The 10,790-nt window shown below is 68.4% G+C and carries 12 protein-coding genes and 3 pseudogenes; 7 read left to right on the top strand and 8 right to left on the bottom strand.

Going from position 1 to position 10,790, the window contains the following annotated elements; all coding sequences use genetic code 11:
• Positions 1-151: 151 nt before the first annotated feature.
• Entirely contained in the window at positions 152-781 is a 630-nt protein-coding gene (locus ACZ60X_RS43215; RefSeq protein ID WP_469611205.1) for a class I SAM-dependent methyltransferase, read from the bottom strand.
• A gap of 225 nt (positions 782-1,006) precedes the next feature.
• Here ACZ60X_RS43215 and ACZ60X_RS43210 point away from each other — a divergent pair, with 225 nt between their 5' ends.
• The gene (locus tag ACZ60X_RS43210; RefSeq protein WP_469611207.1) at positions 1,007-1,357 is read left to right on the top strand and encodes a hypothetical protein; all 351 of its coding nucleotides are present in this window, start codon (positions 1,007-1,009) and stop codon (positions 1,355-1,357) included.
• A gap of 96 nt (positions 1,358-1,453) precedes the next feature.
• Here the strand turns inward: ACZ60X_RS43210 and ACZ60X_RS43205 are convergent.
• The 3 genes and pseudogenes from ACZ60X_RS43205 to ACZ60X_RS43195 form a co-directional block, all read right to left on the bottom strand.
• Positions 1,454-1,618, bottom strand: a pseudogene (locus ACZ60X_RS43205) (ATP-binding protein); the annotation flags it as partial.
• Between the two features lie 126 nt (positions 1,619-1,744).
• Complete coding sequence (locus tag ACZ60X_RS43200; protein WP_469611203.1) at positions 1,745-2,065, bottom strand: DnaJ C-terminal domain-containing protein; 321 nt, start codon at positions 2,063-2,065, stop codon at positions 1,745-1,747.
• A gap of 272 nt (positions 2,066-2,337) precedes the next feature.
• Positions 2,338-2,796, bottom strand: a complete 459-nt coding sequence (locus ACZ60X_RS43195; RefSeq protein WP_469611201.1) for a MarR family winged helix-turn-helix transcriptional regulator — start codon at positions 2,794-2,796, stop codon at positions 2,338-2,340.
• Between the two features lie 62 nt (positions 2,797-2,858).
• Here ACZ60X_RS43195 and ACZ60X_RS43190 point away from each other — a divergent pair, with 62 nt between their 5' ends.
• From ACZ60X_RS43190 to ACZ60X_RS43170, 5 genes are all read left to right on the top strand, one after another.
• Complete coding sequence (locus tag ACZ60X_RS43190; protein ID WP_168512773.1) at positions 2,859-3,227, top strand: VOC family protein; 369 nt, start codon at positions 2,859-2,861, stop codon at positions 3,225-3,227.
• Between the two features lie 456 nt (positions 3,228-3,683).
• Positions 3,684-4,547 (top strand): LLM class flavin-dependent oxidoreductase, encoded by an 864-nt coding sequence (locus tag ACZ60X_RS43185; protein WP_469611198.1) that lies wholly within the window; start codon positions 3,684-3,686, stop codon positions 4,545-4,547.
• A 496-nt stretch (positions 4,548-5,043) separates the two neighbouring features.
• On the top strand, positions 5,044-5,244 hold the full coding sequence (locus ACZ60X_RS43180; RefSeq protein ID WP_395485066.1) for a hypothetical protein: 201 nt from the start codon (positions 5,044-5,046) through the stop codon (positions 5,242-5,244).
• 182 nt (positions 5,245-5,426) lie between these two features.
• Complete coding sequence (locus ACZ60X_RS43175) at positions 5,427-5,750, top strand: hypothetical protein (protein WP_469611195.1); 324 nt, start codon at positions 5,427-5,429, stop codon at positions 5,748-5,750.
• A gap of 224 nt (positions 5,751-5,974) precedes the next feature.
• Positions 5,975-6,385, top strand: a complete 411-nt coding sequence (locus tag ACZ60X_RS43170; protein ID WP_469611193.1) for a nuclear transport factor 2 family protein — start codon at positions 5,975-5,977, stop codon at positions 6,383-6,385.
• Between the two features lie 63 nt (positions 6,386-6,448).
• Here the strand turns inward: ACZ60X_RS43170 and ACZ60X_RS43165 are convergent, their stop codons facing one another.
• From ACZ60X_RS43165 to ACZ60X_RS43150, 4 genes and pseudogenes are all read right to left on the bottom strand, one after another.
• Positions 6,449-6,751, bottom strand: coding sequence for a muconolactone Delta-isomerase family protein (locus ACZ60X_RS43165; RefSeq protein WP_469611191.1), 303 nt, complete (start codon positions 6,749-6,751; stop codon positions 6,449-6,451).
• Positions 6,752-7,451: 700 nt separating this feature from the next.
• Complete coding sequence (locus ACZ60X_RS43160; RefSeq protein ID WP_469611189.1) at positions 7,452-8,180, bottom strand: hypothetical protein; 729 nt, start codon at positions 8,178-8,180, stop codon at positions 7,452-7,454.
• 313 nt (positions 8,181-8,493) lie between these two features.
• Positions 8,494-8,793 (bottom strand): annotated as a pseudogene (locus ACZ60X_RS43155) (zinc ribbon domain-containing protein); the annotation flags it as partial.
• A gap of 160 nt (positions 8,794-8,953) precedes the next feature.
• A pseudogene (locus ACZ60X_RS43150) lies at positions 8,954-10,206 on the bottom strand (replicative DNA helicase); the annotation flags it as partial.
• A gap of 262 nt (positions 10,207-10,468) precedes the next feature.
• Between ACZ60X_RS43150 and ACZ60X_RS43145 the strand changes: the two are divergent.
• The gene (locus tag ACZ60X_RS43145; RefSeq protein ID WP_469611187.1) at positions 10,469-10,768 is read left to right on the top strand and encodes a DUF4158 domain-containing protein; all 300 of its coding nucleotides are present in this window, start codon (positions 10,469-10,471) and stop codon (positions 10,766-10,768) included.
• Positions 10,769-10,790: the final 22 nt, after the last annotated feature.

Here is a 10,790-nt window from a genome sequence, read left to right as displayed (position 1 = left end):
GGCTGCGCGGCCTCGTCGGGGCATTGCGACCGGCGAGTGCATGCGCTGACCTCGTGGGGCAAACGAGAGCGCCAGGGACTGGTGAAACGGCTCGGTCCGCACCCTGATGCTGCTCGGCCGCCACCAACGCGAACCGTGATCACAACCAGAACTAGGGCAGGCGGGCCAGCAAGTGGGCGTCGAGGAAGCCCCGTTCGGAGGCAGGGTCGTGGAGCAGCCGGGCGAAGGTGTCGAGCCCGGCCCCGGCCAGCAACTCGGCGAACCGGTCCACCGGCCAGCTATAGGCGGGCGTCACCTTGTGGTCGAAGCGGACCGGCTCCGGTCCGTCGGTCGCGAAGAACGAGACCAGGAGCAGGCCCCCTGGTGCCAGGACACGTACCTGCTCGGCGAGCAGCGCGGGCAATTCCCCAGGCGGGGTATGGATCATCGAGTAGTGGGCCAGCACGCCGCCGAGCGCGTCGTCCTCGACCGGCAGGGCCTCCATCCGCGCCTCGTCGAACCGCAGCGTCGGATGGGCCCGCCGGGCGTGGTCGACCATGCCCGGGGAGAGGTCGAGCCCGAAGGCGTCCAGCCCCAGGTCGTGCAGCATGGCCGTCAGATGTCCCGGCCCGCACCCGACGTCGGCTGCCCGCGGGTTCCCCGTCCCGCGCACCAGCTCGGCGAAGGTGCCGATCATGTTCCGCGAGAACGGGTGCGTCTCCAACCGATCAGCGAACATCGACGCATACAGCTCGACGACCCCGTCGTAGGCCGCCCTGGTCTCGTCCTGGTGCTCCATCACGGGAAGCGAAGCTAACATCCGCGCACGTTCACAGCTTCTCCGACCTCGTGCCGACCCCCGCTCCTAGAGACTGCCTGTCCCGTCACATGATCGCGGGACAGGCCCTACAGCCCGCGTCACAAGATCAGCGCCAGAGGCCGTAATTCCCCAGGGCGTCGTCCCTCCGTTGGGGCACCGGCCTCGTCCGTCGGGAACTTGGACGATCGACTGATCGTCTTCTTGGGCATGCCCCGCGTTCTTATTCTTGGAATCGACCCGCGTGCAGTGCCCGGGATGGATGGAGACGCCATCCGAGCGGCCCTGGAGCAGGAGCTGGCCAGATTCGGCGAATACGCCATCGATGCGTCCATGACGCTGATCGACCTGGATGAGTCGGCCGAGTCGACGATCGTTGCAGCGCTGTCCGAGCAGACCTGGGACGTCGTCGTGATCGGGGGTGGGATCCGCAAGCCGGAGCCGCTCATGCCGCTCTTTGAGCAGGTCGTGAATCTGGTTCGACGGCATGCGCCGAAGGCGGCGATTGCGTTCAACACGAGCGGCGGCGACAGCGTCGAGGCCGCCCAGCGGTGGCTGTGAGCCTGGAGCGTGTCGACGGTAATTCCCCAGGGGCTGTGGCCACGCAACCGCCCAGCCCCTGAGGTGGGTTCGCCTACTTGGCCGGGGCTTGGTCGGGTCGGTGGGACCCTTCGGCCGATTGTTGGGTCGGTAGCTGGGGCCGTTCATGATGACCTGGTGGCTGGCGTTGATCAGCCGGTCGAGGAGAGACTCGGCGACGACCGGGGTGGGGAAGAGGGGATACCAGTCGTTGGGCGCCCGGTTGCTGGTGACGATCATTGAGGGTGAAGAGCGTCAGCGGATCGCTCCGCTGAGGTGGCACCAGCCTGGGTGGGCTGGTGTCTTCCCGTGGCCGCCCCGTCCAGCAAGGCAGCGCCCGGTGCCGGAGCGCCGGAGTCCGAGAGTTGATCACTCGACGACGTGCACGGTGACGTACAGGTCTCCTGGCGCACCGCCGTGCTTGCCGGGGCCACCGAGCTCGCGGATCCGGACCTTCTGGCCGTCCTTGATGCCCGCGGGGATGCGGACCTTGTGGGTGTGCTGCTCCCGGATGAGTCGGCCCTCTCCCTTGCAGGTCGTGCTGGCCCGCGCCGCGTTCGCGTCTGTCCTGGTGGCACAGGCGGGGCAGGGCTTGTGGGGCAGTGATCCGCAGGGGGATGATCGCGCCGTCGGTGGCGTCGTCCCCGCGCCCGCGGGGGTTGCTCGCCTGCGCTGCTGGTCATCGCGCACCTCGTCACGTCGTCCCCGCGCCCGCGGGGATGGTCCCACCGTTGTCCAGCTCCACTCCGGCCGTACAGCCTGCTCCCCGCGCCCGCGGGGATTGGCTTTAACGGTTTGAGTTGAGCGGCCCCGGCTTCCGGGCCAAGTCGGCCCCGGCTCATACTGGCTCATCGCAGCAGAGGGTGTAGTCGGGGTCTGTCGGTTTTCGAGGTCGCCGACACGGATTTCAGGCTCGGCTGCACTCCTGTCCGAGCGCGACGAGACGTGCACCGCGGAACGAGCTATGCACCTTCGTTGTCACCGCGCAGGGAATGGATCATGCTCTGCAGGATCCGGAACGCGCCTGACTGCTCGGTCTCGGTCAGGCCGGCCAGCATTCTGGCCTCGACGGACCGGACGGCTGCGCTCGCCTTCTCGAGGCTTCGTCGGCCGCGAGGCGTGAGCCGCGTGGGAAGCACCTTCCCGACGGGTGCCTCCGCAGGCCTTGTCACGTAGCCGTCTCGTTCCAGAGCCTGGAGCAGCACGTTCGTCGTCTGCCGTGTCACGAACGCGCCCCGCGCGAGCTCGGAGTTCGACAAGCCCGGTCGTTGCGCCAGCAGTTCGAGGCAGGAGTAGTGCGTCACGCTCATCCCGAGCGGCCGCAGCACTTCCTCCATGGCCGCGCGGAGGGCGCTCGACGCTTCTTTGAGCAGGTAGCCCAGTGACGTCTCCAGGTCGACGCCGACACCTTCTTGACTCATGTCAGTATTCTGACATAGCTTCCACATGTCAGAAAACTGACACGAAAAAAAGGAGTGCCACCATGCCCGCCACCGGCCCCGACTTCATCTCGCTCCAAGTGCGCGACCTCGACGCTTCACAGGCGTTCTACGAGCAGTACCTGGGCCTCGTCCGCTCGCCGGCCGGACCTCCGCACGCCGTCGTCTTCGAGACGAAGCCGATCGCGTTCGCACTCCGCGACGTCATTCCCGGCACCGACCTCGCATCCGTCGCTCAGCCCGGCATCGGTGCCGCGATCTGGCTCCACGCCACCGACGTCCAGGCCATCCACGACGCGCTCGTCGCCGACGGTCACACCATCGTCTCCGCACCAATCGACGGCCCCTTCGGTCGGACCTTCACCTTCGCCGACCCCGACGGCTACCAGGTCACGCTCCACGACCGCGCTTGATCGACCAAACGCCACCGGACGATCATCAGCGGTTGCGCCCTGGGCTCGCGTGACCTTGCGGCTCCCAGCTACAGGTTTTGACATTGCTTCCCCGGGCTCGTCCCGTGCCCGCTCGCTATGACTGCTTGCGCGGTTCTTGCTGCTTGGCCTTCGTGCGGGCGAGCCGGTAGGACTCGGTGCCGGTCTCGATGATGGTGCCGTTGAAGGTGAGTCGGTCGACGATGGCTGCGAGCGACTACCCAACACACGGTTGGACACAACAGTGGCTGTGACCGGGGGGTGAGTGTCGACGGTCACGTAATTCCCCAGAGCTGCGGTCACGCAATTCCCCAGGCGGCCGTAGCATCTGCCGGATCCCGCTGGTGATGCGGAGTCCTACTGGTCCGCATCCTGCTGTGAAGCCGCCTGTATCCGAATCCGGTTGCCGCTTCGTGGCCGGTTGCACATCCTGCTGGGATGCGCTTCTCCATCAACATCCCGAACTTCGGTGACTTCGCCGACCCCCGTAACGTCGCGACCGTCGCGGCTGCCGCCGAACAGGCTGGCTGGGACGGACTCTTCGTCTGGGACCACGTACTGCACCGACAGCACCAGGGGCGTCCCTTCGGAGATCCCTGGATGCTGCTGACCGCAGCCGCGCTGGCCACCTCCCGGATCCGACTGGGCACACTGCTGACGCCGGTCCCCCGTTACCGTCCGCAGCAACTCGCCCGCCAAGTGGCCACCCTGGACCACCTCAGCGGCGGCCGGGTGACCTTTGCCGCCGGCCTGGGCGGTCCGGTTGAGGACGAATACCGCAGCTTCGGCGACACCGCCGAGCCGCGCCTCCTCGCCGAGCGGCTGGACGAGGGAATGGAGCTGTTGCGGCGCTTCTGGTCCGGCGAGTCGGTGAACCACTACGGCCGGCACTACGAGGTCCGGGACGTGGCGCTGCTGCCCGCCACCGTGCAACGGCCCGGACCGCCGGTGTGGATCGGCGGGTTCTGGCCGCGTCGTGCGCCCATGCGGCGGGCAGCGCGGTGGGACGGCGCGGTGCCGCTCTTCGAGACGGCCCGGCACGGGCATGTGCCGGACGTGGCGGATGTACACGAGCTGGTCGGCTATGTGCGCAAGCACCGTACGGCCGAGGCCGAGCGCCCCTTCGAGTTCGTGCTCGGCGGTGCCACACCCCCGGACGCGGCCAAAGCCAGGGACGTGATCGGCCCGCTGCACGACGCCGGCGCCACCTGGTGGGACGAGCGACAGGTCCAGACCGGCTCCGACCTGGACCGCCTCTCTCCGGTGCTGCGTCGCATCGAGGCGGGGCCGCCGGTGATCTGATCAGCCATTCGAGGTCATGCCGGACGCGTTTCAGCATCCCCCTGGGGAATCGTGACCGCACGGGTGGGGAATTACATGACGCTGATCATGCAGGTCGTGGGGAAATGCTTGACCGCCGACAGGGTGAGGAACACGGCCTACCAACAATGCTTGGAGTAGGACGTCGGAGGCCCGCCGGGACTTACCCGGCGGGCCTCCGCAGATCAGTGGGCTGCGACGCGCCCCCACGAGACTCCTTGGCATCTGAAGGTACTCGCCGGCCAGGCGCTGATCGATCAGCCGGTAACGCGCGCCGTCAGCCTGGCGAGCGGAATCTGGGGGTTGGGGAACGCTGACGTCAGATCGTGCGGTAGCGCCCCACCTAGGCCTTGCCGCAGATAACAGCGTTTCCTCGCGCAGCGGTGACGAGGCCGAACCGCGGCTCGACGCCACCGGCACCGCAGATATTGGGGTGTTATCTGTGGCACCTGGGCGCGTGCTGGGGCAGCATCCCTGCATGGTCAACTACGTGCCCTCCCCTGACGAGGTGGCCGCCGCGCGGACCCCCAACGGCGGCTGGTCGAAGAAGCAGCTTGCGGAATGGGGTGTCCCCTGGCCTCCGCCGACGGGCTGGCGCAAGCACCTGGAGGCGAAGTGGAGGGGTGAGGACGTCGGTCCGTTGCCCCGTGAGGAGCCGGATCAGGACGCCCTGTTCTGACGGACCACGGCAATCACAGAGCGTGCAGACGCACGATCCGACGCCGATGTTCCTCAACCCCATGTTCCTCGCCGAGGTCGACGGGTCGCATCCGCTGCGAGCGTCAAGGGCATCTCGGTGCCGACGACCAAGATCTCGAAAACGTGGGTTAAGCCCTTCGCCCTCTTCCTACGGTGGGCGGCATGACCACACCGCTCGACGACGTCCTCGACAAGCTCTCGCTGGCGGACAAGCTGGAGTTGGTCCGGCGCGTCCGGGTCGGCTCGCTGATCCTGCGGGACGGTGACCGGGTCGAGGCCGGCCGACGACTGCGGGGGTCGTACGTCGATGAGGACCTGGAGGCGGAGGGTGAGGACTGCCGCGTCCCGTACGACGTGCCCGCCGCGACGCTTGGCCGCGTGATCCGGGTGCGGGAGTACGTCGGCCCTCGCCCCGGCAGCGAGCGCGGCCCGGGACACGACATCCCCCCTCGCCTGACACCACCACATGCCCACAGCAGCACCTGAACACAACCCAAAACAGTCCAGCAAGGAGTGAGTGGCCATCACCGTCGGCTTCCACGGTGCCGGCCCTTCCTCCCCGGGGGCTGGCACTGGACACAGCTACCCGACAGGCACGCATCGTCGGCGACGCGCCGACCTCGATGCCCGTGCTCGGTCCGGGATGCATGCCATCGTGATCAAGACAGGCGACGTATCGCACCCGTGGCATCCGGAAGGGAACCAGCGCCATGAGTGAGCAGGCAGTAGAGTCGAGCGGGCGCACCCGACTGGCCTACATCCTTGGCGTTCCTCTTGCTGACGACGTTGAGCGTCAGTGGCCGCAGATGGGCGAGGTGGTACGCAGCAGCAAGCTCGTCGGCGAAGTCGAGGGAAACTTCCCTGAACTGACTCTCGAAGTGGGCCGCCGCCTCCACATGGGCGACGACGTGATCGTAGTCGAGTGGACCTGTAACTACGGTGATGGCCGGCTCTACCGAAACGTCAGCATCGCGGAGCTCCAGGACGGCAAGGCGATCCGTGTTACGGATTACTGGGGTGAGCCGACTACTACCCCGGAGTGGCGGCGGCCGCTGACGGACCGGCTGGACATGCCGGCGGACGGCATCTGGCCCGATACACAGCGCCTCAGACACCACTGATCTGGCATGTTGGCGCTCGACCGCCCCGGCCGCCGCAGGGAGCATGCGCAGGGTGCGGTTCGATCAGGCCGTGCGGCCGGTCGGGCCCGGGTCGTTGGGATGCGGCTGCAGGGCGGTGACCACCGCGGTCATCCAGGGCCACAGGGGTAGTGTTCCGAGGACCTTCTCGCGCAGTTCCGCCTCGTCGTCGGCGCGCCACACACCAATGCTGCGGAGCTCGCCCACCGGGCGCCACAGCCGGACTAGGCGGCCCGCGGAGGCGAGCTCCTTCGCCCGGACGGCCTCGGCAGCGCGACGCTGATCGACCTCGGCGGGGTCGGTGCCCTCGGGCACGGTCGTGGCGAGCTCGACCAGGAACTCTTTCATGGTCCTTCCTCTCTCGGCTCTGTAGGGGTGGCTCCCGACGGGGATATGGTCGCCCAATCGTCACCGGGCGGCGAGGCGTGGCGGTGCAGGCCGCTTCAGCCGAACGGCGAGGCGGAGCCACCTGTCATCGCCGTCACCAGCGCGGCACCGGGGGACGGACAGACCTCCCGCGAAGGGGTGAAGTCGCTGGGCCCCTGCCGGCGCCGACAGGTTTGCGTCCAGCGGGCTGTCAGGCAGTGGCCTTGAGCGCGGCGGCAGGGCCCGCACCCGGGGATGGTCCCGCCCCTTGGGCAGCGTTGAAGCGGCCGACGTGCTGCTCCCCGCACCCGCGGGGATGGTCCCAACCAGGCGACGTGCAACCCGGGCGTCGTCTGCTCCTCGCGCCCGCGGGGATGGTCCCGGCGTCACCGGCCGCGTGGCCGTGGGCATCGTCTGCTCCCCGTGCACGCGGGGATGGTCCCACGCCGGGGTGGGCGTAGTTGGTTTCTCTGGACTGCTCCCCGCACCGGCGGGGATGGTCTCTCGGGGCGGCCGCGCGGACTCCTGAGCGATGCGCACAGCGAGGCGTCGCATGAAGTCGTCGGTACCACCTCTGCCGGGACCCTTCGCAGACGGGCCTGCCCCCACGGCCCGGCCGTGCATCGCAGCGCGCAATGCGACGCGGGCAGGTCGATGCCGCTGATCTTCGGGTTCTCGGTCATCACGCCACCTCCCCGGCCAGCTCCTGGACGCGGTGGACACCGCAGACGCTGCGGGCCGGCAGGGGCTTCCGGCCGCACGGCACGGTTCCTTCCCGGCCCGAGCAAGTCTCCTGCCGGGCCGGTGCGGCGGCGGGTGTGGGCACGGCGGTGGCGCCGAGTGCAGCGGCCTCCTCACGGCAGAGCTTGCACAGGCCGTCCTCGAGGGCGCGGCCGACGACGACGATGCGGGCGCCGCAGTCCCCGCAGGATCCGCGTGGCGGACCCTCCAGCTCGCGCGGCGCCGGGACCGTGGCCGGGTTGCGGATCGTGTCGTCCATCACGCAATCAGCGCAGTGTCCGGCGGGGCCGGGACGGGTGTCGTGCTTGGGGCACAGGCCCTGCTCGATGCGCTGGGCGCGCCTCCGGGCAGCAGCCTTGTCCTGGACGATCTCGGCGCACACCTCGCAGTCCTTGCCAGTCGACCACAGGACACCGGCCTCGCAGTCCTGGTAGCCGCAGCCCCAGCGCGGCAGGGCCACCCCGAGCAGCCACCGGCCCGGGTCGCGGATCTCCGAGACCATCACCTTGGCGAGCCGGGCGGTCAGCCGGTGGTGCAGGCGTTCGGCGTCGGTGCCCTCGCGCAGCTGGCGGCCCACCTCACGGCCGATCTGCCGGACGACGAAGTCGTTGGTCACCCGCTCCAGCAGCAGGTGGACCGGCTCCAGCACGGCGTAGATCTGCGGGCTCATGGCCAACTGCGGTCCGTCGTACGGCGACCGCGCGGACCTCCCGCCCCTGCTGCTGCGCTTTTCGGTTTCCGGCTTCGAGGGGGAGGGCTGGCGGTTTCCACCCGCGCGAAGCGCGAGACCACCGCCAGCTTCCGTACGCGCAGTCGCGTCAGCCGGGTTTTCCACAGCCCCCGCGCCCTCAACTACCCGGTACCTCGCCTACGGCGGGTGATGACGAGTGCACGCGCGTCTGGTGAGTCAGTCCTAGTTGAATGCTCCCCTCCCTGGAGGGGAGGGGATTCTCACCCTCCAGGGCTGAGCGGGGATTTACGGCTCAGGCCGCCACCTGAGCCAGCGGCCCAGGTGGTCTTACGCCCTCAGTACCGTCCGGGACCAGACCTGCCCGGACCAGCATCACGCGTGCGGAGTTCTTATCCCTGGGGGATACGACTCCGCACGCGGTGCAAGCATAGGTTCGTTCCGAGAGAGGTAGTGCGTGCTTGGTTCTCGCTCCGCACTGTGCGCAGTCCATGGTGGTGTGCGCGGGATGCACCAAGTGCACGATGCGCCCGTGCTTGCGGCCCATCTCGATCAGTGCCCCTTTGGTGGCGCTGATCGCGGCGTCGGCCGCCTTGGGCTGCTGTCGTCATGCACCCGAACCTACCTTGGAGGACCGACAGTTGAGTTCTTGATCATTGGCTGGCTGCCTCACCCCGCCCCGGGGAGCGATGGCCGCCCACCAGTCGCGCAGCAAGGCGCTGGCGGTCGGAGCTCCCAGGGCCCGCTCGGTGATGTCAGGTCTGTGCCATGTCGACGAAGCGGGCGTAGTGGCCCTGGAAGGCGACCGTGATGGTGGCGGTGGGCCCATCGCGGTGCTTAGCGACGATGAAGTCGGCTTCGCCGGCGCGGGGTGATTCTTTCTCGTAGGCGTCGTCGCGGTGGATGAGGATGACGACGTCAGCGTTGTCTTCGAGGGCACCGGAGTCGCGCAGGTCGCTGAGCATGGGCTTTCTGTCCGGGCGCAGCTCGGCGTTGCGGTTGAGGGTGGAGACGGCGACGATCGGGATCTGCAGTTCCTTGGCCAGTAGTTTGAGGCAGCGGGAGACTTCAGAGATCTCTCCGTAGCGGGAGCCGAGCTGGCGAGTGCCGTAGTTCAGCAGGTGCAGGGCGTCAATCACGATGAGCCGGATGTCGCGTCGTGCATAGAGGCGGCGGCAGTGAGCCCGCAGATCACTGAAGGTGGCATAGGCGGTGTCCTGGATGAACAAGGGGGCGGCGCTGACGTCGGGCATGCGGCGGGCCAGGCGGGTCCAGTCTTCGTCGGTCAGAGTGCCGGCGCGCAGGTGGTGCAGTGCGACGCGGGCCTCCGCCGACAGGATGCGCCGGGTGATGTCGCGTCGTTCGAGTTCCAGCGTGAACAGGGCTGCGGGCAGACCGTGTTTGATCGCGGCGTTGCGCAGAAGGTCGACGGCGAGCGTCGTCTTGCCGAGAGCGGGACTGGCGGCGACGACAACAAGCTGACCTGGGTGCAGACCTCCGGTGAGGGCGTCGAGGTCGGTGAAACCGGTGGGCAGCCCGACGCTGCCGTCGGCCTCGATTTCATCGAGCAGGCCCTCCAAGATGTCGCCCAGGGCATGGGAGGGCGGGAGCCCGCTGGGACGGAGAGCTGTCGCGGCCAGGATCTCGGCCTGGGCTGCGTTGGTGATCCGGTCGACGTCGTCCGGACCACCCCCCAGGGCCAGGTTCTCGATGTGGATGGCCGCTTCCCTGGTACGCCTCAGAACGGACAGGGCCCGCACCCGCTCTGCCTGGCGCAGCCAGGTGGTGCTGCGTCCGGCGAGTCCGTCGGCCAGGCTGCGAACGTATGAGTCGCCGCCGACGTGCTGCAGTTGTTCCTTCTTGGCTAGTTCGGCACAGACCGCGATCGGGTCGTGGGGCTGGTCGCGGGCGTAGAGGTCCAGGTGGTGGTGTAGATCAGACCGTGCGCGGGCTCGTAGAAGTCGACCTCCTGAAGGACTTCGACGATGTCCGCGATCGCGTCCCGGGATGGGGTCGCCGTAGCAACGGCCGCGAAAACAACAGATATCGCTGACCTGGGATGATGCCGCTCGGAGTGCGCTGTCGTCCGGGCCGCTCGCGGTGGTGGAGACATCGTTGAACGCCGGGCACCCCGCTGCTGCTCACGGTGCGATCAGCAGCCCTCTTCACGCCGTGTCTTGAGGAGCGACCGGATCGTTCACCATGCAATGCGGTAACCCGTCGATACGACAAGGGCCGCCGCATGTGACTGCGTGTGGTGGGGGTTCTCGGTGGCGACCCGTGTGTTCGCGGATGATGAGCTGGCGCGGCTGCGCGGCTTTCCGGAGATCAACAAGGAAGAGCTGATCCGGTTCTTCACGCTGACGCCGGCGGACGTGGGGTTCATCGATCCGGGCCGTGGTCGTAGCCCGAAGGACCGGCTGGGGCTGGCGGTCCAGCTGTGCACGCTGCCGTGGCTCGGGTTCGTTCCGGACGACGTCGCCTCGGCGCCGGTGGCGGCGGTGGTGCGGCTGTCGGAGCACTTGCGGATCGGCCCCGGTGTCCTATCCCTGACCCACGGTGCAAAGTAGCCGTCGGTCCTCTGTTCGTCCC

It is taken from the genome of Streptomyces sp. NPDC104106, from assembly GCF_055584345.1.
The sequence above is the reverse complement of the archived record's forward strand: the minus strand, read 5'-3'. Positions and strand labels throughout refer to the sequence as shown.